Origin of the sequence: Amycolatopsis sp. NPDC051106 (assembly GCF_040682775.1) — a bacterium.
In the GTDB taxonomy this organism is placed as follows: domain Bacteria; phylum Actinomycetota; class Actinomycetes; order Mycobacteriales; family Pseudonocardiaceae; genus Amycolatopsis.
Genome location: NZ_JBFBBQ010000029.1, coordinates 72,925 through 94,970 on the forward strand (window position 1 = coordinate 72,925; position 22,046 = coordinate 94,970).

Sequence of the window (22,046 nt, forward strand, 5' to 3'; positions counted from 1 at the left end):
CTGCCACAAAGCACGGTGCGGAGCTTACGGCGGGAACGAGTAGGGGAACATCCGGTTGCGCGGAAGTACGGGACCCCTGTTCCGCCTCGCCCCGGCACGTGACCCGGGGGCGAAGCAGGGGTGGCGGTCAGGAGGCCAGCAGGACGTCCGACTCCAGCACCTGGCCCAGCTCGTGGCGTTCGGCTTCCGACAGCGGCACGGCGGCGACGTCGCACCGGCCGTCCGGACCCGGGGCCGTCGTGATCGTCAGCATCGGCTGCCCGTCGATCTCGCGCAGCGTGACGCGGCCGCCGCAGGAGAGGTCCACCGTGACCCCGGGGCGTTCGCGGTGCCTGCCCAGCCAGCGGCCGACGAACTGGAACGTCATCGCGGTCTCCCCTCGAAGCTGCCCGGTCGGGGCACAGGTGTCGTTGGTTGATGCCCGCGATAGCGGGGGTTTACACCCGATCGTGGGGAAAACTCGCCGGACCGTGGCGGGGGCGCCGGAGATCCGTCGGGTTTCGCCGGTCACGGAGGTGTGCGGTCCGGGCTGCCAGGGAGGCGTGCCGCGGGCCGTTCCACCGCCAGAATGGCCCGATGAAACTCGGGCAGCTGGCGTCGACCGCGCGGGACCTGTTCACCGCGAAGCTGGTCTACGGCGATCCGGTCGAGCGCGACGGGACCGTCGTGATCCCGGCCGCGGCCGTCTTCGGCGGCGGGGGCGGCGGCGCGGGCGACACGGAAGCGGTGCCCGTGCGGGAGGGCGCCGGGTTCGGGGTGCTCGCCCGGCCGGCCGGGGCGTTCGTCGTCCGGGGCGGCGCCGTGACTTGGGTGCCCGCCGCCGACGTCACGCGGCTCGGGCTGGCCGCCGCCGTCGTCGGCCTCGCGACGGTCCTCGCGCGGCGCGTCAAGTCTTGACCGGACACCACGGCCGCGCGCCGAGAGTTCACCGCCGGTTCTTGTCGGTGTTCGCGTTGCTCCCCTAGCGTCGGGTCGTCTTTCGATGCGGAGGTACGCATGAGTTCTGGGGACTTCAGCCGGCGCGCGCTGCTGCGCGCGGGTGGCGTGGCGGCGGCCGGGGCCGCGATGGGGATGCTGCCGGGTGTCGCGTTCGCCGACCAGCCGGGTGGCACCGGCAGCCAGACCCGGACCGTCACCGGCACCCTGAAGCCGGACGTCCCGGACTGGTACTACCTGCCGGTCGACGTGCCGCGCGGTGTCCGGCAGATCGACGTCGTCTACTCCTACGACAAGCCCCCGGTGCCCGCCGGTACGCGCGGGAACGCCTGCGACATCGGGATGTTCGGGCCCGAGGGCCACGAACTGGGCACCGCCCGCGGGTTCCGCGGCTGGTCCGGCGGGTTCCGCGACCGGTTCTCGATCAGCGCGTCCGAGGCGACGCCGGGCTACCTCGCCGGTCCGATCAAGCCGGGCCGGTGGCACGTCATCCTCGGGCCGTACACCGTCGCGCCGCAGGGCCTGACCTACAAAGTGGACATCACGCTCACCTTCGGGCCGGACGCCGCGCCGTTCGAGCCGGACCCGGCGCCGGAGACCGCGCCGGCCCGCGAGCGCGGCCGCGCCTGGTACCGCGGCGACGGCCACCTGCACACCGTCCACTCCGACGGCCGCCGCACCCCCGAGCAGCTGGTCGCCGACGCCCGCGCCGCCGGGCTGGACTTCATCGTCTCCACCGACCACAACACGTCCAGCTCGCAGCTGGTGTGGGGCCGGTACGCCACTGACGACCTGCTGATCCTCAACGGCGAAGAGGTGACGACGCGGTCCGGGCACTGGCCGGCCATCGGCCTGCCCGCCGGCACGTGGATCGACTGGCGCTACCGGGCGGCCGACCCGCGGGACTTCCGCCGCTTCACCGACCAGGTGCACCGCGCGGGCGGGCTGGTCACCGCGGCGCACCCGTTCGCCAACTGCCTCGGCTGCACCTACGAGTTCGCGTACGAGATCGCCGACCTCGTCGAGGTCTGGAACGGGCCGTGGACCCAGGACGACGAAGCGAGCGTCATCCACTGGGACGGCCTGCTGCGCGGCGGCCGGTTCATCCCGGCCATCGGCGACTCCGACGCGCACAACCCGGACCAGCGCGTCGCGCTCCCGCACACCGTGGTCCTCGCCGACCGGCTGCGCCGCAAGGAGCTGCTGGAGGGGTTGAAGGCAGGCCGGTCGTGGCTGGCCGAGTCGTCGGCGGTCCAGCTGGACTTCACGGCGTCGGGCGGCGGCCGCACGGCGGGGATCGGCTCGCGCCTGCCGGCGGGCACCGGGACGCCGGTGACGGTCCGCGCGGTGGTCGCCGGCGTGCCCGGGACCACGGTGACGTTCCTCGACCAGCTGGGACCCGAGCACACGGAGACCGTCGGCGACTCGGGGGCGGCCACGGTGACGTGGACGACCTACCCGCGGTACTCCCGGTGGGTCCGCGTCGAGGTCCGCCGCCCGTCCGGGGGCCCGAACACCACCCAGCCGAACGCGATGGTGGCGATGTCGAACCCGATCTTCCTCGGGGACGGCTGAGGCTTATTCTGGTTAGGTCGCCGCGCCCACCCGCCCACCGCTGATCGCCGCGGAAGTCATGCGGCGGCCGACGGCTGAATAAGCCTCACTGAACCTCCACCCGGTGTGCCGCGTCCTGCCTTTGGCAGACTGGTGCGAACGGGTGAGAGCGGGGGGCAGGGTGCGCGGGTGTGGCCTGAAGGTGGCCCTCTTCCTGGGGGCGGTCGTGGTGCTGACCGCGGGGGTCGTCGTGGCGGTGGTGCTGACGCGCGGCCAGGTCAAGACGCCGGGCTGCACGGTGACGGTGCCCGGGCAGGACGGGTACACGTTCACCCCGGAGCAGATGGACAACGCCGCGCGGATCGCGGCCGTCGGGACCAAGCTGGGGCTGCCGCCGCACGCGGCGACGGTCGCGCTGGCCACGGCGTTGCAGGAGTCGAAGCTGCGCAACCTCGAGGGCGGTGACCGCGACTCGGTCGGGCTGTTCCAGCAGCGGCCCAGCCAGGGCTGGGGCACGGTGGCCCAGCTGCGCGACCCGGTCTACGCGGCGACGGCGTTCTACGAGAAGCTCGAGAAGCTGCCGGGCTGGGAGACGATGCCGATCACCGAGGCGGCCCAGGAGATCCAGCGTTCGGGCGTCCCGGACGCGTACGCGCAGTGGGAGCCGCAGTCCCGCGCGATGGCGGCGGCGTTCACCGGCCAGTTCCCGGCCGCGCTGACGTGCCGGAACCTGACCCCGGCGGCTCCCGGCGACGTGGCCGCGTCCGCCACGGCGGAGCTGGGCACGGCCCGGCTGAGCGGAGCCCACCCGGCGGCGCAGGGGTGGGCGTACGCGAGCTGGCTGGTCGGCCGCGCGGAGGCGCTGGGGGTGGACAAGGTGAGTTTCGCCGGCCAGACGTGGACGGCGGAGTCCGGAGCCTGGACTCCAGACTCCGCCGCGGGCCCGGACCTTTCCCTGCACCAGGCCCCAGCGGCCCCGCCCAGCCAGTAACGCACTTTCACGTGAAAGTGACATGGAGTACGCACTCCGGCTCACTTTCGTCGGGAAAGTGAGCCTAGGGCCCGCTGTGGACGTCACTTTCGTGGGGAAAGTGATCCGGAGTTCCCGCTCCGGAGGGCACGTCTGGGTGAAAAGTGCCGGTTGGTCAGGGGATGAGGATTGCGCGGCCGCGGATGCGGCCCGCGTCGAGATCGGCGAGGGCGTTCTGGAAGTCCTCCAGCGGGTAGCGCGCCGTGTGGAGCTTCACGCGGCCCTGGGCGGCCAGCACCATCAGCTCGCACAGGTCGTTGTACGAACCCACGAGGTTGCCGATCAGGTTGATCTCCGTCGAGATGATGTCGATCGTCGGGACGTCGATGTTCTCGCCGTAGCCGACCACGTGGTAGTCGCCCGCCCGGCGCAGCATGCCGATCCCGTCGGCGGTCGCGCCGCCTTCGCCGACGAAGTCGATCACCGTCTCCGCGCCGTTTCCGCCGGTCAGGTCCAGCACCTGCGAAACCTGGGTGCCGTCGCCGACGACGCCGTGGTCCGCGCCGATCGACACCGCCAGCTTCACCGCGTCCGGGTTGCGGTCGACGACGATCAGCTCGGCCGCCGAGATCGCCTTGAGCACCTGGATGCCGATGTGCCCGAGCCCGCCCGCGCCGATCACGACGCACTTGTCGCCGGGACGAAGGCGCCGCGCCGCCTTCGCCGCCGCGTGGTACGCCGTCAGCCCGGCGTCCGCCAGCGCCGCGACGTCCGCCGGTTCCAGCGAGTCGTCGATCTTCACCACGCTGCGCGCGGACGTCTTGAGGTACTCCGCGTAGCCGCCCGCGGTGTCGATGCCGGGGAACAACGACTGTGCACAGTGGACGTCGTCGCCGAAGCGGCAGGCCCGGCAGAGCCCGCACGTGATCAGCGGGTGCACGATCACCTTGTCGCCCTCGGCGACGTTCGTGACCGCGCTGCCCACCGCGTGCACCCAGCCCGCGTTCTCGTGCCCGATCGTGTAGGGCAGCGTGACGCCGGACTTCTCCTTCCACTGCCCCTCGAGGATGTGCAGGTCGGTGCGGCAGACGCCGGCGCCGCCGATCCGCACGACGACGTCGAACGGGCCGGTGACCCGCGGTTCCGGGACCTCGGTCAGCCGCAAGGGCTCGTCGTACCCGACGACCTGGACCGCCTTCATGCTGATGCCTCCACGGGAGTTTCGGGGTAACGGGTTCGCAGCAGGCCCCGGCAGAAGTGGGAGTTGCCTTCGATCGAGATGCGGACCGACCGCGCGAACCGCAGCCGGATCGGGATTTCCTCGCGGGGGAACGGAGTTCCGTCGTGGTCGACCAGCACGGGCGCCGACGGGTCGGACGGCAGCCCGAGCGCCTCGCGACGCCGCAGCAGCGCGTGCGTCGCGGACACGTCCGGCAGGTCGGCCAGCCGCACGCCGTGCAGGTCGACGCGCTCGTCCGCCCGCAGCAGCACCGTCAGCGCGCGTTCCATCGCCGCCTGGTGCGCCTTGCGGCGGAACGTCTGCCGCAGCTCCTCGAGGTCTTCGTCGGCCTCGTGGCCGAACGTGCCGCGGTAGCCGGCGTCCGCGGCGAGCCCGCGGTTGATGAGGTCCGAGTCGTGGTGGTCGTCGAGCTCGACCACGACTTCGGAGGTCCACGGCAGCGCGGTCAGCGCGTCCTTCGCGTCCGACGCCATGAGGTAGGCGAAGTTCGGCGCGCAGAACGAGGTCGGCAGTCGCAAGTGGACGGTCACGCGCGTGCCCTCCACGGTGAGCGACTTGACGAAGCCGAGGTCGGTGATGGGCTCGTCGAGCTCGGGGTCGAGGACCGCGTCCAGCGCGGTGAGGGCGTCCACCTCACGCCACCGACACGGCCTGCGGCTCGACCGGAGCCAGCCGCAGCTCGGCCGGTACCGGGATGTCGTACATCGCCGCCGCGTTGAGGCCGAGGATCTTCTTCTTCTGGTCGACGGTCAGCGGCGCGTACTCCGGCAGGTCCTCCGGGATCTGGAAGTCGACGAACCGCTCGATCAGCCACCGCGGTGTCCAGATCGCGTAGTCGCTGGAAAACTGGATGCGGTCTTCGTCGAGCCAGTACAGCAGCTCGCCGATGATCTGCGCGAAGTACTTCGGCCGGGTGTGGATGAACGGCATCGCGACGGCGAGTCCCGCGTGGACGTTCGGCTCCTGCGTCGCGATCCAGCAGAAGTCCTCCAGCCGCGGCAGCCCGCAGTGCTCGACGACGAAGTTCAGGTCGGTGAAGTCGGTGGCCACGTGGTCGACGTCGGCGACGTCGAACGCGTCGCGGTCGAGGGGGCGGATCGTCGGTCCCTTGTGGACGTGGATGTTCTTGATGCCCAGCTCCTGGCAGGCCTCGAAGTACTTGTACGTCCACTTGTCGTCGAGCTTGTAGCCGCGTGAGTCGCCCTGCCATTCGGCGGTGTAGAGCTTGACGCCCTTGAGGCCGAAGCGCTCCGCGTCGCGCCGCAGCCGGTCGATGCCGGCCTGTTCGAACCGCGGGTCGAAGTTGTGGTTGTAGGTCAGCTTGTCCGGGTGCTTCCGCGCCAGCGCGAAGGCTTCCTCGGTCTGCCCGAAGCCGTTCTCGTAGAACGCGCCGAGGTGCGCGGGCTGGAAGATCGCGTGGTCGACGTACCCGTTCTCGAACAGGTCGCGCATCAGCCGCTCGCCGCCCTGGTAGAGGTAGTCCTCGTACGGCCACACCTCGGCCTCGGGGCTGAGGTTGCGGTGGTAGTCGTAGAAGCAGTCGATGAACTGCTTGCCGTGGATGTTCCGCTGGTTCTCCGGGCGCGCGTCCCAAAGCGCCACGTGGGCGTCCACGATGAAGTACGTCTCGCCGTCCTTGCTGTACATCCGCTGTCCTCCGCGTTTCGTGTCCGCCATTGGCCACGTCGAAGGGGACGGTAGGGACGTCCGGGCTGGTCAGGGACCCCTCTCGTGTCTCGATATGAGACAGCGGCGCGCGCCGGGACCGGGCAGGCCGACGTAGCCTGGGTGAGTCCGACGCAGAGCCGCGTCCCGGGAGGCCCAGGTGGAGAACCCGCAGGTGGAGGTCACGCGCTCGTTCGACGCGCGCGGGGCGGCCGCGATCGCGCCCCGGCTGCGGGCGTCGTGGCAGCGCAGCGAGCGCTACGGCGTGCCCGAGGACGAGGTCATGCCGGTGTTCTCGGGTGCGGTCGACACCGGTTCGCTGCTCTACGAGTGCGGCACCGAGGTGCTGCGCGGCCTGCAGGCGACGCTGGCCAACGAGCCGATCAGCCTGATGATCACCGACAGCGAAGGCCTGGTGCTGAGCCGGCTGTGCACGGACGCGTCCATCAACCGCTCGCTCGACCGCGTGCACCTGGCGCCGGGGTTCTACTTCGCGGAGAGCAACGCGGGCACCAACGGGCTCGGCCTGGCGCTCGCCGACCGGGCGCCGTCGCTGGTCCGGGCGAGCGAGCACTACTGCACCGATCTGCGCGGCTACACCTGCGCGGCGGTGCCGGTGCTCGACCCGCTGACCGCGTCACTCGCCGGCAGCGTCAACCTCACGACCTGGTCGGAGCAGTCGTCGGAGCTGCTGCTGGCGCTGGCGCAGGCCGCCGCCGGCAACACGGCGGCGCTCATGCTGGCGCGCGCGTCCGGGCGCATCGCCCGGCCGACCCCGCGCGGCGAGGTCTTCCGGGTCTACGCCGACCGTGTCGCCCCGGGTGACGTCACGCGGCTGTCGGCCGCCTGGACCACCGCGGCCGGCTCCGCGCGGAAGGCGTTCGAGGAGGGACGCGTCGTCGCGGTCGTCGGCGAGCCGGGCGCGGGCAAGACGGCGCTGGCGGCGCTGGCGCGGCGGGAACTGCGGCCCCGCGAGCGCCTCCTCAACGCGCGCCCGCCGGCGCCCGACGACGTCGACACCTGGCTGACGCTGTGGACGCCGGAGCTGGCCAAGGACGGCACGTGCGTGATCGTGTCGGGCGTGGAGGCACTGCCGGCGTGGGCGGCGGAGGAGCTGGCGCGGCAGTTCGCCGAGGTCCGGGGCGACGGGCCGCCGCCGTTCGCGCTCACCGCGACGGACGCGGGTGCGGTGCCGGCGGCGCTGCGGCCGCTGGTGGACCGGGTGGTCGAGCTGCCGGCGCTGCGCTTCCGCCCGGACGACGTCCTCCCGCTGGCCCACCACTTCGCGCGGCGGGACCGCGGCCGGGACGTCACGTTCACTTCCGCGGCATCGCGGGCGTTGACGGCCTACGACTGGCCGGAGAACGCGAAGCAGCTACGGCGGGTTGTGCGTGAAGCGGCTTCGCGGTCCGACGTGGTCGATACGGCGCATCTGCCCGCGGAGGTGTTCAGCGGGGTGGGGCACCGGTTGAGCCGGTTGCAGGCGATGGAACGGGACGAGATCGTGCGCTGCCTGTCCGAGCCCGGGGCGACGGTGGTGCACGCGGCCGGGAAGCTCGGCATGGGCCGGGCGACGCTCTACCGGAAGATGGCGCAGTACGGGCTGAACGCGCGGCAGCTGAAGTCGTAGGGACGGGGCTGGTCAGCGTGGACCGGCCGTGGTCCGGGTCGACTGGGCCCACCGGACCGCCGGGCCCATCGCGTACCCCGCCGCGAGGAAGAGCGCGCCCAGCAGGAGCCATCCCGGCAGGCCCCAGCCGATCACCACCGTGCTCAGCAGCACCGGACCCACCGCGCGCGCCACCGACACGCCCGTTCCGAAGAACCCCTGGTACTGCCCCTGCCGGTCGGCCGGGGCCAGCGCGAAGCCGATCTCCCACGTGCCCGCCGACTGCAGCATCTCGCCGAACACCTGCACCACCGCGCCCACCACCAGCACCGCGAACGCGACCCACGGCGAAGTCCCGGACGCCGACAGCGCGAACGCCACGCACGACGCGAAGAGCAGCAGCCCGGACCGGCGCACCATCCGCGCCGCCGCACCGATGCTCGCCAGCCGTCCGGCCACGCGGACCTGGAGCAGCACCACCACGACCGTGTTGAGCACGAACAGCGCGGACACCGCCCAGCCCGGCGCGGCGGTCCGTTCGACGATCCACAGCGGGATCGCGACGCTCAGCAGCGGCATCCGCAGCAGCAGGACCGCGTTCAGCAGCGTCACCAGCGCGTACGGCCGGTCGCGCAGCACCGCCAGCTTCGGTTCCCCGGTGCGCGTGGCCGACGCCGGGACGGAGGGGAGCGCGAGCATGAGCGCCGCGGTGACCACGAAACCCATCGCGTCGAGCACGAAGACCGTCAGGTACGCCGGCGCGGTGTCCGCGGAAAGCGCGAGGCCGCCCAGCCCGGCGCCGACGGCGAGCCCCGCGTTGCCCGCGGACTGCAACTGGGCGCGGATGCGCGTCCGCCGTTCCGGGTCGGCCAGCGCGGCCAGCAGTGCCTGGCGGACGGCGGCCAGGCCGGTCTGGCAGCTGCCGTAGAGGCAGGCCGCGAGGACGAACAGCAGCGGCGTGCGGACCAGCAGGAAGGTCAGGATCGACGCGCTCGTCGCGAGCGCCAGCAGCACCGCGGACCCCCGAGCGCCGTGGCGGTCGGCGAGGTGGCCGAGGGGCACGCCCGCGACCGAACCCACCGCCCAGCCGAGCGTGAGACCCAGCCCGACCTGCGCCGGGCTCAGACCGACGATCCGCGTGAAGAAGAGCACCGAGCAGGTCAGGAACGCGCCGTCGCCGAGCGAGCCGGCCAGCTGGGCGGCGGCCAGCAGCCGGCCGGAACGCGGGGGCGCGGGGCGGTCCACAGTCAGCGTCATGCCGGTAACGCTAGAGCGGCCTTTGGCCCGATCCCAGATCCAATTCGCGCCAATCGAATTGGGCCAATGTAGGCTCGCCGGATGGACTTCCACGTCAGCCTGGCCGGGCGCGGCGACCTGTCCGCGCGGATCTACCGGCAGCTGCGTGACGCCGTGCTGGACGGCCGGCTGCGGGCGGGGGAGCGGCTGCCGCCGACCCGGGAACTGGCCCGGCGCCTGGCGGTTTCGCGCAACACCGTCGCGGTCGCCTACGACCGGCTGACCGCCGACGGGTTCCTCACCGGCCGCGTCGGCGCCGGGACCTACGTGACCGGTTCGCTGCCCGCGCCGAAGCCGCGCAAGACCCCTTCGGCTCGGGGCCCGCAGCCGAAGGCGATCTGGCGTTCGCTGCCGTCGCCGGCCGCCGCGGTGGCGAAGGCGCCGGAGTACGACTTCCGCGTCGGCATCCCCGATGCCGCGCTGTTCCCCCTGGAAACCTGGCGACGGCTGCTCGGGCGCGAACTGCGGTCCGGCTTCGCGCACTACGCCGACCCGAGCGGCCACGCGGGGCTGCGGGCGGCGATCGCCCGCCACGTCGGCGTCTCCCGCTCGGTGCGTGCCGACGCGGACGACGTGCTCGTCACGCAGGGCGCGCAGCAGGCTCTCGACCTGCTGTGCCGAGTGCTGCTTTCGCCGGGTGACCGCGTCGCCGTCGAAGAACCCGGCTACCGGCAAGCGAAGCTGCTCTTCGCGTCCCACGGCGCCGAAGTCGTCGGCGTGCCGGTGGACGGCGAAGGCCTCGACGTCGCCGCGCTGCCGTCGCGGACGAAGCTGGTGTACGTCACGCCGTCACACCAGTTCCCGCTCGGGACGCCGATGTCCCTGGCCCGCCGCACGGCGCTGCTGGCGTGGGCCGAGCGGGCGGACGCGGTCATCGTCGAGGACGACTACGACAGCGAGTTCCGGTTCTCCGACCGGCCGCTGGAGCCGTTGCAGAGCCTGGACCGCGGCGGGCGGGTGGCGTACGTCGGATCGTTCTCGAAGACGCTGCTTCCCCTGCTGCGCCTGGGTTTCCTGGTGGCTCCTTCGTCGTTGCGCGACGCCTTGCGCACCGCGCGCCAGCTGTCGGACTGGCACGGCGACGTCCCGGCTCAAGCGGCGCTGGCCCGGTTCGTCGACGAAGGGTTGTTCGCGCGTCACATCCGCCGCGCGACGAAGGTGTACGCGGGGCGCCACGAGCGGATCACGTCCACTGTGGACCGGGTGTTCGCCGGCCGGCTCCGGGTGGTCCCGTCGGCGGCCGGGTTGCACCTGTGCGCCCTCGCCGACGCCGACCTGGAGCCGATCGCCGCGCGCGCGGCCGCCGCGGGGGTGGCGGTGCAGACGCTTTCCGATCTGTGCGGCGGTTCTCCGTCGCCGGGGCTGGTACTGGGCTACGGCTCGATCCCGGTGGAGCGGATCGACGACGGACTCGCCGCGCTGGACCAGGCCTGGGTTTCCACGTAGTGGTCCGTCCGGCGGCGCGCGGCGATGAGGAGCCCACCCGCCGACGTCGCCACCGCCGTGCCCAGGACCAGGAACCAGCCGCGCCGGAAGTCCGTCAGGTCCGGGGTGCCCGCGAAGATCGCCACCAGCACCGCCGTTCCCAGGACCGTGCCGATCTGGCGCGTCGTGTTGACCATCGACGAGCCCGCGCCCCACCGCGCCGGCGGCAGAACCGTGCCCACCACGCCCGACAGGCTCGGCAGGATCAGCCCGACGCCGACGCCCGTCAGGAGCTGGCCTGGCAGCATCGAGGCCGCGTAGTCGGGCGTCGAACCCATGCGCAGCAACCAGATCAGCACGCCCGCCCCGAACGAGACGCCGCCGAGGGCGACCACCGGGCCCGGGCCGAAGCGGTGCACGAACCGGCCGCCGAGGATCGACACCGGCACCACGATCAGCGGCCCCGGGGCCAGGGACAGCCCGGCCACCAGGATCGAGTCGTGCCAGACCGACGTCAGGAACAGGACGTTGCCGAACAGCATCGCGGCGAACCCGGCCGCGAACAGGCCGGTCGTGACGCACGCCAGCCACAGCGTCGGGACGCGCAGCGCCGGCAGGTCCAGCATCGGCACGGCGTGGCGCGCCGAGCGCAGCGGCATCCACGCCAGCGCGACGGCGGCGACCGCGAACGCGAGCAGCACCGGCCCCGCGGTCCAGCCGTGGTCGGGCGCTTCGACCAGCGCGTAGGCCAGCGCGCCCACGCCCACGAGGAGCCCGGCCGCGCCGAGCAGGTCCGGGACGCCGGTGGTGGTGTCCCGCGACTCGCGCAGCACGCGCGGCCCGGCCAGCAGGGTGAGGGCGCAGATCGGCAGGTTCACCAGGAACACCCAGCGCCAGGACGCCGCCACGAGCAGCCCGCCGACGGGCGGCCCGAGCGCGGCGGCCGCGGCGCCCACCGAAGCCCAGACGCCGACCGCCATCGGCCGCCGGTGGGCGGGGAACGCGGTCAGCAGCAGCGCCAGCGACGTCGGCATGACGAGCGCGGCGCCGATCGCCTGCACCGCGCGGAAGGCGACGAGGACGGGGATCGACGGCGCGGCGGCGCACGCGGCCGAAGCGAGGGTGAAGACGGCGACGCCGAAGAGGAACAGGCGCTTCCGGCCGTAGCGGTCGGCCAGCCGCCCGGCCGGGGCGAGGCAGGCGGCGAACAGGACCGTGTAGCCGTTGAGCACCCACGACAGCGTGGCGAGGTCGTCGCCGGGGAAGGCGGCCCGGATGCCGGGGAACGCGATCGTGACGATGAAGGTGTCGAGGCTGGCGAGGAACGCCGCGGTCGAGACGACCAGCAGCACGAGGCCGGGCTTCGGCGCGGTGTCGGGCATGGTCCTCCTAGGTTTGAAAAAGCAACCTAGCCGGAGGAGTGGGTCTCAACAAGAGACTGACCAGTTCGACGCGACTTATGTCACGCGGGGAGTGCGGTGCGGGTGCGGCGTGGTGCGGATCGGCGGTTGGCCGGACTTCGGCCGTCGGAACCTGGGCCGGGCGCTCAGGCGGCGGCCGCGGCCTCGGCGCGGGCCTTCAGCGCGGCCAGCGTGTGCTCGATCGACCGCACGTTGTACCCCGGCCGATCGGCGCGCCCGGTCACCTTCGGCCCCATGAACTTCCGCACCACCCAGCTGCCGCTGCGGTACCAGTTTTCGGTCACCCGGCAGCCCGCCGGGCTCGGCGTCAGCACGTACTCCCAGCGCGACACGCGGGACCCCAGCGGCGTCCGCACGTCGAACGCGAACCGGTGCCCCTCCTCGAAGCGCACCACCTTCACCCGCGTCCACCACCGCAGCGCACCGTTCACGTTGCGGCCGCGGAAGCGGGCTCCCAGCGCCGGGCCGGTGCCGTCCAGCCAGCGGCCGCCGATGTTCTCCGGGCTCAGCTCACCCATCCGGGGCAGGTCGGTGACCCACGACCACACCGTGCCCGGGTTGGCCGGGATGTCGATGCTGCGCGAAATCGTCGGTTCCACGCCCCGACGGTGACAGCGCGGCCCCAGGCCGGGCAAGGATTCCCGGCGCAGTCCGCAGCCCAGGAGAGCCCGGGTGAAAAACCCGGCTCCCCGAGCACGTTGCAAACAAGGTAGTTCTGGGTACCTCGCGCGCGGGGAAGTGTCTACACGGAGGGTGCGGTGGTCAGCGTGATCCCGATCGAGGTGGTGGGCATGGCCGTCCCGGTGCCCGGCGAAGCGCCGCTGATGCTGCTCCGGGAGCCAGACGGCGCCCGGCGCTGGCTGGCCATCATGATCGGGTACGGCGAGGCCGAGGCCCTCGTGCGGGCGCGCGAGCAGATCGAGCAGCCGCGCCCGGGCACGATCGAGCTGCTCGGCGACGTGCTCGCGGCGTTCGGCCAGGGCGTCGCCGCGGTCGAGCTGACCGAGGTGCGGGACGGGATCTTCTACGCCGAGCTGGTGCTCGCGGACGGCACCCGCGTGTCGGCCCGCCCGAGCGACGCCGTCGCGCTCGGCCTGCGCCAGAACGCACCGATCAGCGTCGCCGAAGAGGTGCTCGACGTCGCGTCGGTGCAGCTGGAGGTCGAGCAGGAAGCCGAAAGCCCCGCCGCCGACGACGTGCTGGACACCGAAGCCGAGGTCGCCCGCTTCCGCGCCGAGCTCGACGGCCTGCGGCCCGAGGACTTCGACGACCTGTAGGGAATCATCTCCCGTACCGGACCGACGGGAGAGCGATGCCGGACTTCGCGACGAGCACCGAGCCGCACCGGCGTGAGCTGCTGGTGCACTGCTACCGCATGCTCGGCTCGGTGCACGAGGCCGAGGACCTGGTGCAGGAGACGCTGGTCCGCGCCTGGAAGGCGTGGGACGGCTACGACCCGGCCCGTGCGTCGGTGCGCACCTGGCTGTACCGGATCGCGACGAACGCCTGCCTCACCGCGCTGGACGGCCGGGCCCGGCGGCCGCTGCCCTCGGGCCTCGGCCGCCCGAGCGAAGACCCGGGCGCGCCGCTGACGCCGTCGTTCGAGATCCCGTGGCTGCACCCGTTCCCGGACGCGCGCCTCGACGACCCCGGTGTGCGCCTGGCCCGCCGGGGCACGCTGCGGCTGGCGCTGCTCGCGGCGATGCAGACGCTGCCGCCCAAGCAGCGCGCGGTGCTGATCCTGCGCGACGTCCTGGAGTTCAGCGCGGCGGAGGTGGCCGGCTTCCTGGAGACGACGCCCGCCGCGGTCAACAGCGCTCTCCAGCGTGCCCACGCGGGGCTCGGCGGCCTGACGGCGGACGAAGTTCCCGAACCGGACGACAAGGCGGTCGAAGCGGTCCTCGACCGCTACGTCCGGGCGTTCGAATCCGCCGACGTCGCGGGGCTCGTCGAGCTCCTGGCCGATGACGTCGTGCTGGAGATGCCGCCGGTGCCGCTGTGGTTCCTCGGCCGCGACGGCTACGGCCGGTTCCTCGAACGGCTCTTCGCGATGCGCGGCCCGGACTGGCGGATGACCCGCACCTCCGCCAACGGGCAGCCGGCCCTGGTGGCCTACTGCCGCGACGACACCGGGGTGTACCGGCTGCACACCTTGCAGGTGTTCACCGTCGAGAAGGCGCGCGTGGCGCACAACGTGGTGTTCGCCGATCCCGCCGTGCTGGCCCTGTTCGACCTCCCCTCGACTCAGCCGGCGGCGCGGGCTTCCGACGGGCGGCCGTAGGTGCCGCCGTCGTTGCTGCGCTGCAGCAGGCCTTCGTCGACGAGGTAGCGGCGCAGTGTCGCGTGGTCGTCGTGGACCATCGACAGCTTCTCGCGGACGTCCTGCTCCGTGTAGAGCCGGCCCGGCTCGAACCGCTCGGCGAGGTGCGCGAGCAGCAGCTGCCGCCGCCGGCCCGAATGCGGGATGGTGACGAGCCTGCCGTGGCGGAACAGCCCGTCGAGCGGGTCGCTCGGAGCCTTGGCCAGCGCCTCGCGGAACACCTCGGGCACGGCCCGGTAGCCGTCTCCGTCCGCGGTGACGAGCCCCGCGTCGACCAGCCGTTTCACGAGCTTCGTGTGGTCGGCCGGAAGCCCGGCGCAGATCCGGGCGAACAGCTGCAGACGGGCGGGATCCGCGAGGGCGGAGACCAGCGCTTCCGGGGAGGCCATGGTCGCGAATCCTACTCGAACTCCTCGTGCCCGTCCCGAAAATTCGACAGGGTCAACTGATAAGGCTACCCTGTCGATATGGGCTCGAAGACGGTTCCCGCTCCGGCGGTCGCGGCCGCGCAGACGCTGCGCGTGCTCGTCGGCCGGCTGCGGCGGCAGATGATGGACGCGACGGAGGTCGGCGACCTGACCTCCGCGCAGGCCTCGGCGCTCGCCCGGCTCGCGAAGATGGAGCCGGCCACGGCGAGCGTGCTGGCCGGCGCCGAGCGGGTGCGCCCGCAGTCGATGGCGGCGACGGTGGCCGCGCTGGAGAAGCTCGGCCTGGTCCGCCGCGAGGACGACCCGGAAGACGGCCGCCGCCAGCTGATCTACTTCACGCCCGAGGGTCGCGCGTACGGCCAGGGGGCCCGGGCCTCGCGTCAGGAGTGGCTGGCCCGGACTCTCGCGCAACGGCTCACCGAGGACGAGCTGGCCGTGGTCAACGAGGCGCTGGCCCTGCTCGGCCGCATCGTCGAACCATGACGACGCGGGAGCGGACGCTCGACGGGTTCGACCGCAAGCTGCTCGCCCCGCTGATCTCGGGCGCGGTGCTCAACCCGGTCAACTCGACGATCATCGCGGTCGCGCTGGTGCCGATCGGCGTCGCGTTCGGGCAGCCGGCGTCGGCGACCGCGTGGCTGATTTCCGCGCTGTACCTGGCCACGGCGGTCGGGCAGCCGGTGGCCGGGCGGCTGATCGACCGGTACGGCCCGCGGCGCGTGTTCCTCCCGGCGACGGCCCTGGTCGGGCTGGCGGGCGTGCTCGGCACCGTCGCGCCGAACCTGGCGTGGCTGATCGTCGCGCGGGTCGTCCTCGGGTTCGGCACGTGCGCCGGCTACCCCGCGGCGATGCGGCTGATCCGCGACGAGAGCGACCGCACCGGCCGGGACAGTCCCGCCTCCGTGCTCACGGTGCTGGCGATCTCCACCCAGACGATCTCCGTGGTCGGCCCGGCGCTGGGCGGCCTGCTCATCGGGGTCGGCGGCTGGCGCACGACCTTCGCCCTCAACATCCCCATCGCGCTGGCCGCCTTCGTCCTCGGCGCCCGCCGGTTCGCGAAGGTGGCCCGGCCCGCGGCGAAGGGCTCCTTCGACCTCGACTTCCCGGGCATGACGCTGTTCGCCGGCACGCTCGTGTCGCTGCTGCTCTTCCTGATGCACCCGAGTGCGGGGGACTGGTACCTGCTCGCGATCGCTGTCGCGAGCGCCGCGGGCTTCACCGTGCGCGAGCTGACCCACGCCCACCCGTTCATCGACCTGCGGCTGCTCGGCCGCAACGGCCCGCTGCTGCGCACCTACGGCCGCGCGCTGCTGGCCTACGTCGTGGCGTACAGCTTCCTCTACGGCTACACGCAATGGCTCGAGCACGGCCGCGGCCTGTCGGCGAGCGAAGCCGGCCTGGCCACCCTGCCGCTGTTCGCGACCGCGATCCTCGTGTCGCTGCTCACCGGGCGTCGCGAAGCGGTCCGCGGCAAGCTGGCCGTCGCCGGGCTCGGGCAGCTCGCCGGGTGCGCGCTGCTGCTGACCCTGGACTCGTCGGCCGCCGTCTGGCTGCTCGTGGTCGTCGCGCTCGTGGCTGGGGTGCCGCAGGGGCTGAACAGCCTCGCGCTGCAGAACTCCGTGTACCGCCAGTCGAATCCCGACGACATCGCCGCGTCGGCCGGGCTGCTGCGCACCTTCGGCTACCTCGGCGCGATCGTCTCCTCCGCACTGCAGGGCGCCCTCTACGGATCCGCCGCCGACACCGGCGGCCTGCACGAGCTCGCGCTACTGCTGCTCGGCATCGGCGTGCTCTTCCTGATCGTCACCGTGTTCGACCGTTCCCTGTCCCGAAAGCACCACAGCACCACCCGACCCGAGGAAGCCGAAACCGATGCCTGACCGGACCACCACCCTCGACCCGAACCGCACGGCCCTGCTCGTGATGGACTACCAGGAGGGGATCGTCGGGCAGCTGCCCGGCAGCGAGGCGCTCCTCGACCGCGTGACCACGGTTGTCGACGACGTCCGTCGACGCGGCGCCCACGTCGGCTGGGTGCGCGTCGGATTCGAAGACGCCGAGTTCGAGGCGATCCCCGAGACGAGCATGTTCGCGCCGTACGCGGCTTCCGCGGAGCACCGGGCCGTGATGCGGGCGGACGGGCCGGCGACGCAGATCCACGCCCGGCTCGCGCCACGGCCCGAGGACGTCCAGGTGCGCAAGATCCGCGTCGGCGCCTTCACGACGACAGACCTCGAACAGCAGCTGGAGAAGCGCGGGATCACGACACTCGTCCTCGCGGGCATCAGCACCAGCGGTGTCGTGCTGAGCACCGTCCGGGAAGCGATGGACCGCGACTACCGGATCGTCGTCCTGCACGACGCCTGCGCCGACCGCGACCAGGCGACGCACGACTTCCTGACCGGCACGCTCTTCCCTCGCACCGGCACCGTCGTGGACGTGGCCGGGCTCGGTGACCTCTGGGCCGTCCAGTAGGTTGCGCTGCGTGCCCCGCCCGCCCGAGACCGTGCCCGGCGAGGTGCTGCGCGCCTCGATCGTGGACCGGCTGTTCGCCCGCGCGGACGACACGCGCCCGCTGTTCACCCACCAGGACTTCACCCACGACGCCGAACACACGCTGACGTGGGCGGAGTTCGCCGCGCGGGTCCGCGTGGTCGCGGGCGGGCTGCGCCGGGTCGCGGAGCCGGGGGAGCGGGTCGCCGTGCTCGCGGGGCAGGAGCTCGCCTACCCGCTCGCGTTCTTCGGCGCCCTCGCGGCGGGCATGATCGCCGTCCCGCTGATGGCGCCGGGGAACCGCGCGCAGGCCGACCGGCTCGCCGGGGTCCTGGCCGACTCCGGCGCGCGGGTGTGGCTGACGTCGTCCGCCGCCGCGGCGCGGGTCCGCGAGTTCGGCGCGCCCGGCGACCTTCTGGTGGCGGACGAGCTGACCGGGCCGGGCGCCGACTCGGTGCCGGTCGCGCCGGAAAGCCCGGCGTACCTGCAGTACACGTCCGGTTCGACGCGGGAGCCCGCCGGCGCGGTGATCCCGCACCGGGCCATCGTCGCCGCGTGCTGGCAGGGCAGCCGGGCCTACGGCGTCGACGAAGGCACGACCTGCGCGGGCTGGATCCCGTTCTTCCACGACATGGGCCTGATCCAGCTGCTGTGCCTGCCGGTCTTCGCCGGCGGCCGCGCCGTGTTCATGGCCCCGGCCGAGTTCGTGCACCGGCCGCGGCGGTGGCTGCGGCAGCTGGCGGACTACCCCGCGGTGTTCACCGCGGCCCCGAACTTCGCCTACGACCTCGCGGCCGACGCCGGCCCCGGGGACGACGACCTCGACCTCTCGGACGTGCGGGTCGCGCTCAACGGCGCCGAGCCGGTCCGCCCGCGCACGGTCGAACGCTTCCTCGAGGTCTTCGGGCCGCACGGCTTCCGGCGCGAGGCGTACCGGCCTTCGTACGGGCTCGCCGAAGCCACCGTGTACGTCGCGAGCGCGGGAGAAGAAGGGCCGCGCGGCGCGAAGTTCGATCGCGAGGCGCTCGCGCAGGGCTACGCCGTCGAAACCGTCGACGGACCGGAGCTCGTGTCCGTGGGCCGTCCGGTCGGTCAGCTCGTCCGGATCGTCCATGAGGGACACGAGCAGCCCGAGGGCGCCGTCGGCGAGATCTGGATCCACGGCCCGAACGTCGCGACCGGCTACTGGGGCCGGGGCGACGCGGCCGCGTTCGACGCCACGCTGGACGGGCTCGGCGGCTGGCTGCGCACCGGCGACCTCGGCGTGGTGCACCGCGGCGACCTGTACGTCACCGGCCGGCTCAAGGACCTCATCGTCGTCGACGGCCGCAACTTCCACCCCCAGGACATCGAGGCGGCGGCGGGCGAGGCCCACCCCGCGGTCCGCCGCGACCGCGTCGCCGCGTTCGGCGTCGCCGACGAGGACGGCGAAGGCGCGATGGTGGTGGCGGAGTGGGTGCGCGACGCCGACGCGGACCTCAAAGAGGTGACCCGTGCGGTGCTGCGCGCGGTGTCACGCGAGCACGATCTCACCCTCCGTGCGGTACATCTGGTCCCTTCCGGCGGACTTCCGCGCACATCGAGTGGCAAGGTCGCCCGGTCGGCGGCCAAGGCACGTTATGGTGACGTCCGTGGGTGATCACCGCGCCGAGGTCACGAAGGTCGTCAGTGAGACCTTCCGGCTCGACCCGGCCCTCGTCGACCCCGACGCTCCCCTGGAAGAGCTGGGCATCGACTCGAAGGGCCGGATCAAGCTCCTCGCGGCGCTGGAGGTCTATTACGGCGTGACGATCGACCTGGACCAGCTCGACCGGTTCACCGACGTCGGGTCCGTGGCGGACGTGCTCGCGGAAGCTCTGGGAACTGCAGGATCTGAGGAGAGGCGCTGAAATGAGCGGCGGGGGGTACACCGCGACGACGGAAGCGTTGTCGACGGCGTCCAAGACCATCGGGGACCTGGCGGAGCACCTGCTGGACGACAACCCGGACCTGGAGAGCCCGCAGGTGACCGCGGAGGGCTTCGGCCGGGCGCACAACGCCCACGCGGCGAAGTACACCGCCGGCGCGCAGGCGCTGTGGGCGGCGGTCTCCGGCTACAGCACCACGCTGGGCTCCTTCGGCACCAACCTCGGCACCGCCGGGACGAGCTACGGCACCAACGAAGACAACCAAGCCGGCGCGATCACGGACGCCGGGGGCTCGCTCTGATGGCCGACAAGAAGAAGTGGTCCGACGTCAAGGCGATCCTCGACGACCCGAGCGTCCCCGCTGCTCAGAAGAGCGCGCTGATCAGCAGCTGGCTGCGGGAGAACCCGCCCCCGCCGCCGTTCCTGGCCGACCAGGAACCCGACGAAATCAAGCAGAAGCGGCAGGAAGCCGAGAAGTACGCCGGCGCCTACAACGCCAACCCGCTCTTCGCCGGGCAGTCGGTCGACGAGGCCTACGACAAGGCCAAGTCGAGCGGCGATCAGAACTCCTACAACGAAGACCAGGAAAAGAAGGCCGTCGACGACGGCAAGACCAAGCTGAACGACACGAAGCCGCCCGCGGCCGGCGAAAACGGCGGTGACGCCACCGGCACGAAGACGTCCGACGAGATCTTCGACGCCGCAGCGCCCGCGCTGAAGCTGTTCGAGACCTTCGGGTCGCTGCTGGCCAAGGTCCCGGCCGACTGCCGCGGCAACACCCGCGCGCTCGACCTCGACAAGGACATCCGCGCGCCGTTCGACGAGCAGCGCGGGATCAGCTTCGCGAACTTCGTCCAGGACGCCGCGCACTTCAAGACCGGCTCCGAGACCGTCGACCGCACGCTGGAGGACACCGGTTCCCAGCTTGGGACCCTGTACCAGACGTGGAGCGGCGCCGGTGCGGACGCCGCGTCCGACACCTACAACGACAAGATCCAGCCGAAGGCCGCGAAGCTGTCCCAGACGCTCGGCGACGTGAGCGAAGCGACACTGACCACCGCGACCACGGTGTTCCAGCTGTGCAAGGGCAAGGCCGACGCCGTCATCGGCATGTACACCGACCTGGTCGGCAAGGCCGACTACACGATGGCGCAGAAGGTCATCGCGGTCGCCAGCGGCGAGCACGGAAACGAGCAGGACCTCGCCCAGATCGCGGGCTGGATGGACCTCAACTTCGGCACCAACCTGGTCAAGACCCTCAACGACCAGGGCTGCTGCGACGGCGACGAGATCAAGAAGCACGGCCAGGACCTGGCCAAGCAGTGGATCCAGAACCAGTTCAACCCCGACATGTGGGACCGGCTCTACAAGGGCTTCGAGAAGACCTGCAAGGACACCAAGGAGCTCGTCGACCAGGCGTACGACGCGCTCGACAAGGTCATGGGCAAGGTCAAGAACGAGTTCGAGGGCGTGAGCATGCCGGGCGGATCCGGCACCGCCGGCGGCTCGGGCGGTGGCCCCGGTGGCCCCGGTGGTTCCGGGGGCTCGGGTGGCTCGGGTGGCTCGGGCAGTGGTTCGGGCGCCGGTGGTTCCGGCTCGGGTTCGGGTTCCGGCTCGGGTGGTTCGGGGAGCGGTGGTTCGGGCTCGGGCTCAGGGTCGGGCTCCGGCTCGGGTTCGGGTGGCCCGGTGCCGTCGATTCCCGACGGAAGCTCCGGTTCCGGGGTGCCCGGTGGTGGGGCGGGATCCGGGGGCCCGGGCACCGACCTGCCCAGTGGCGCGGACGGCGGCTCCGGCAGTGGTTCGGGGAGCGGTTCGGGCAGTGGTTCCGGGGGCGGTGGCGGTCCGGTGCCCTCGATCCCCGACGTCTCCGGCGGCGGGTCCGGCTCGGGCAGCGGTTCCGGCTCGGGCTCGGGGGCCGGCGGTGGGGGCTCGATGCCGTCGATCCCCGACCTGTCCACGCCCTCCGGTGAGGGCGGCGGTTCCGGGTTGGGCTCGGGAGGCGGTTCAGGTTCGGGCTCGGGTGGCGGTTCGGGCTCCGGCCTCGGCTCGGGTGGTGGTTCCGGTTCGGGTTCCGGCTCTGAGGACACCTCGCCGTCGTCGGTGCCGTCGCCGTCCGACACCGGCCAGGCGGAGGCGGCCGCGGCCGCCGAAGCGGCCAAGAAGAAGGCTGCGGACGCGTTGAGCCAGTTCAGCGGCCCGGGCATCCAGACCGAGTCCGGCGGCGGCGCCGGTTTGGGCTCCGGGGGCAGCGGCCTGGGCGGCGACGAAGGCCTCGATGGCGGCTCCGGCTCCGGGTCCGGCTCTGGGGCCGGGTCCGGTCTGGGCGGCGGCTCCGGTTCGGGTGGCGGTTCGGGTTCCGGCTCGGGTGGCTCCGGCGACGACGGCAAGGCCGCGGCCGAGCAGGCCGCGGAAGAAGCGAAGCAGAAGGCAGCCGACGCGCTGAAGGAGTTCAGCGGCGAAGGCATCAAGACGGACTCCGGCGACGGCGCGGGCCTCGGCGACACGGGCTCCGGCGAGCCCGGCGCTGACAAGGACGGCGACGGCAAGCCGGACAACCCCTTGGGTGTCGACAAGGACGGCGACGGCAAGCCGGACACCCCGTCGGGCATCGACAAGGACGGCGACGGCAAGCCCGACAGTCTGCTCGGCGAAGACAAAGACGGCGACGGCAAGCCCGACAACCCGCTGGGCATCGACAAGGACGGCGACGGCAAGCCCGACAGTCTGCTCGGCGAAGACAAAGACGGCGACGGCAAGCCCGACAACCCGCTGGGCATCGACA

At 72.5% G+C, this 22,046-nt stretch carries 22 protein-coding genes; 14 read left to right on the forward strand and 8 right to left on the reverse strand.

Annotation, left to right across the window (positions count from 1 at the left end):
- Positions 1-127: 127 nt before the first annotated feature.
- Positions 128-367 (reverse strand): hypothetical protein, encoded by a 240-nt coding sequence (locus tag AB0M83_RS22515; RefSeq protein WP_364519946.1) that lies wholly within the window; start codon positions 365-367, stop codon positions 128-130.
- 209 nt (positions 368-576) lie between these two features.
- On the opposite strand from AB0M83_RS22515, the gene AB0M83_RS22520 reads away from it, so the two are divergent.
- The 3 genes from AB0M83_RS22520 to AB0M83_RS22530 all read left to right on the forward strand — a co-directional run bounded on the left by AB0M83_RS22520 (position 577) and on the right by AB0M83_RS22530 (position 3,481).
- On the forward strand, positions 577-897 hold the full coding sequence (locus AB0M83_RS22520; protein ID WP_364519948.1) for a hypothetical protein: 321 nt from the start codon (positions 577-579) through the stop codon (positions 895-897).
- A gap of 99 nt (positions 898-996) precedes the next feature.
- Positions 997-2,511: a CehA/McbA family metallohydrolase gene (locus AB0M83_RS22525; RefSeq protein WP_364519950.1), complete on the forward strand. Its 1,515-nt coding sequence runs from the start codon at positions 997-999 to the stop codon at positions 2,509-2,511.
- 181 nt (positions 2,512-2,692) lie between these two features.
- Positions 2,693-3,481 (forward strand): hypothetical protein, encoded by a 789-nt coding sequence (locus tag AB0M83_RS22530; RefSeq protein WP_364519952.1) that lies wholly within the window; start codon positions 2,693-2,695, stop codon positions 3,479-3,481.
- A 154-nt stretch (positions 3,482-3,635) separates the two neighbouring features.
- Here the strand turns inward: AB0M83_RS22530 and AB0M83_RS22535 are convergent, their stop codons facing one another.
- The 3 genes from AB0M83_RS22535 to AB0M83_RS22545 are packed head-to-tail and all read right to left on the reverse strand — an operon-like array spanning position 3,636 to position 6,347.
- Positions 3,636-4,661, reverse strand: coding sequence for an NAD(P)-dependent alcohol dehydrogenase (locus AB0M83_RS22535; RefSeq protein WP_364519954.1), 1,026 nt, complete (start codon positions 4,659-4,661; stop codon positions 3,636-3,638).
- On the reverse strand, positions 4,658-5,332 hold the full coding sequence (locus AB0M83_RS22540) for an iron-sulfur cluster assembly protein (protein WP_364519956.1): 675 nt from the start codon (positions 5,330-5,332) through the stop codon (positions 4,658-4,660). Before AB0M83_RS22540 ends, AB0M83_RS22535 begins: the two co-directional genes overlap by 4 nt.
- Before the next feature lies 1 nt (position 5,333).
- Positions 5,334-6,347 (reverse strand): amidohydrolase family protein, encoded by a 1,014-nt coding sequence (locus AB0M83_RS22545; protein ID WP_364519958.1) that lies wholly within the window; start codon positions 6,345-6,347, stop codon positions 5,334-5,336.
- Positions 6,348-6,525: 178 nt separating this feature from the next.
- On the opposite strand from AB0M83_RS22545, the gene AB0M83_RS22550 reads away from it, so the two are divergent.
- Entirely contained in the window at positions 6,526-7,995 is a 1,470-nt protein-coding gene (locus tag AB0M83_RS22550) for a helix-turn-helix domain-containing protein (protein WP_364519960.1), read from the forward strand.
- A 12-nt stretch (positions 7,996-8,007) separates the two neighbouring features.
- Here AB0M83_RS22550 and AB0M83_RS22555 read toward each other — a convergent pair whose 3' ends face one another.
- On the reverse strand, positions 8,008-9,231 hold the full coding sequence (locus AB0M83_RS22555) for an MFS transporter (RefSeq protein ID WP_364519962.1): 1,224 nt from the start codon (positions 9,229-9,231) through the stop codon (positions 8,008-8,010).
- Between the two features lie 81 nt (positions 9,232-9,312).
- Between AB0M83_RS22555 and AB0M83_RS22560 the strand changes: the two genes are divergently transcribed.
- Positions 9,313-10,716, forward strand: a complete 1,404-nt coding sequence (locus tag AB0M83_RS22560; RefSeq protein WP_364519964.1) for a PLP-dependent aminotransferase family protein — start codon at positions 9,313-9,315, stop codon at positions 10,714-10,716.
- Here AB0M83_RS22560 and AB0M83_RS22565 read toward each other — a convergent pair.
- Together AB0M83_RS22565 and AB0M83_RS22570 are read right to left on the reverse strand one after the other, a co-directional pair.
- Positions 10,644-12,077, reverse strand: coding sequence for an MFS transporter (locus AB0M83_RS22565; RefSeq protein ID WP_364519966.1), 1,434 nt, complete (start codon positions 12,075-12,077; stop codon positions 10,644-10,646). The two genes, AB0M83_RS22560 and AB0M83_RS22565, sit on opposite strands and share 73 nt — an antisense overlap.
- A gap of 164 nt (positions 12,078-12,241) precedes the next feature.
- On the reverse strand, positions 12,242-12,715 hold the full coding sequence (locus AB0M83_RS22570; RefSeq protein WP_364519968.1) for an SRPBCC family protein: 474 nt from the start codon (positions 12,713-12,715) through the stop codon (positions 12,242-12,244).
- A gap of 159 nt (positions 12,716-12,874) precedes the next feature.
- Here AB0M83_RS22570 and AB0M83_RS22575 point away from each other — a divergent pair, with 159 nt between their 5' ends.
- Together AB0M83_RS22575 and AB0M83_RS22580 are read left to right on the forward strand one after the other, a co-directional pair.
- A complete protein-coding gene (locus tag AB0M83_RS22575; protein ID WP_364519970.1) occupies positions 12,875-13,393 on the forward strand; it encodes a bifunctional nuclease family protein in 519 nt (172 codons plus the stop codon).
- A gap of 35 nt (positions 13,394-13,428) precedes the next feature.
- Positions 13,429-14,397, forward strand: coding sequence for a sigma-70 family RNA polymerase sigma factor (locus AB0M83_RS22580; protein ID WP_364519972.1), 969 nt, complete (start codon positions 13,429-13,431; stop codon positions 14,395-14,397).
- On the opposite strand, the gene AB0M83_RS22585 is transcribed toward AB0M83_RS22580, so the two are convergent.
- A complete protein-coding gene (locus AB0M83_RS22585) occupies positions 14,361-14,825 on the reverse strand; it encodes a DUF2087 domain-containing protein (RefSeq protein ID WP_364519974.1) in 465 nt (154 codons plus the stop codon). The two genes, AB0M83_RS22580 and AB0M83_RS22585, sit on opposite strands and share 37 nt — an antisense overlap.
- 78 nt (positions 14,826-14,903) lie before the next feature.
- Between AB0M83_RS22585 and AB0M83_RS22590 the strand changes: the two genes are divergently transcribed.
- From AB0M83_RS22590 to AB0M83_RS22620, 7 genes are all read left to right on the forward strand, one after another.
- Complete coding sequence (locus AB0M83_RS22590; RefSeq protein WP_364519976.1) at positions 14,904-15,347, forward strand: MarR family transcriptional regulator; 444 nt, start codon at positions 14,904-14,906, stop codon at positions 15,345-15,347.
- The gene (locus AB0M83_RS22595; RefSeq protein ID WP_364519978.1) at positions 15,344-16,744 is read left to right on the forward strand and encodes an MFS transporter; all 1,401 of its coding nucleotides are present in this window, start codon (positions 15,344-15,346) and stop codon (positions 16,742-16,744) included. Before AB0M83_RS22590 ends, AB0M83_RS22595 begins: the two co-directional genes overlap by 4 nt.
- Positions 16,737-17,339, forward strand: coding sequence for a cysteine hydrolase (locus AB0M83_RS22600; protein WP_364519980.1), 603 nt, complete (start codon positions 16,737-16,739; stop codon positions 17,337-17,339). The genes AB0M83_RS22595 and AB0M83_RS22600 overlap by 8 nt, the downstream gene beginning before the upstream one ends.
- Positions 17,340-17,349: 10 nt before the next feature.
- Positions 17,350-18,996 carry a fatty acyl-AMP ligase gene (locus AB0M83_RS22605; RefSeq protein WP_364519982.1) on the forward strand — a complete coding sequence of 549 codons (1,647 nt, stop codon included), beginning with the start codon at positions 17,350-17,352 and terminating at the stop codon, positions 18,994-18,996.
- Positions 18,989-19,246 (forward strand): acyl carrier protein, encoded by a 258-nt coding sequence (locus tag AB0M83_RS22610; RefSeq protein WP_364519984.1) that lies wholly within the window; start codon positions 18,989-18,991, stop codon positions 19,244-19,246. The genes AB0M83_RS22605 and AB0M83_RS22610 overlap by 8 nt, the downstream gene beginning before the upstream one ends.
- A gap of 1 nt (position 19,247) precedes the next feature.
- The gene (locus AB0M83_RS22615) at positions 19,248-19,565 is read left to right on the forward strand and encodes a hypothetical protein (RefSeq protein WP_364519986.1); all 318 of its coding nucleotides are present in this window, start codon (positions 19,248-19,250) and stop codon (positions 19,563-19,565) included.
- The coding region (locus AB0M83_RS22620) for a WXG100 family type VII secretion target (RefSeq protein WP_364519988.1) at positions 19,565-22,046 on the forward strand (2,482 nt) is incomplete at its 3' end. The genes AB0M83_RS22615 and AB0M83_RS22620, both read left to right, overlap by 1 nt.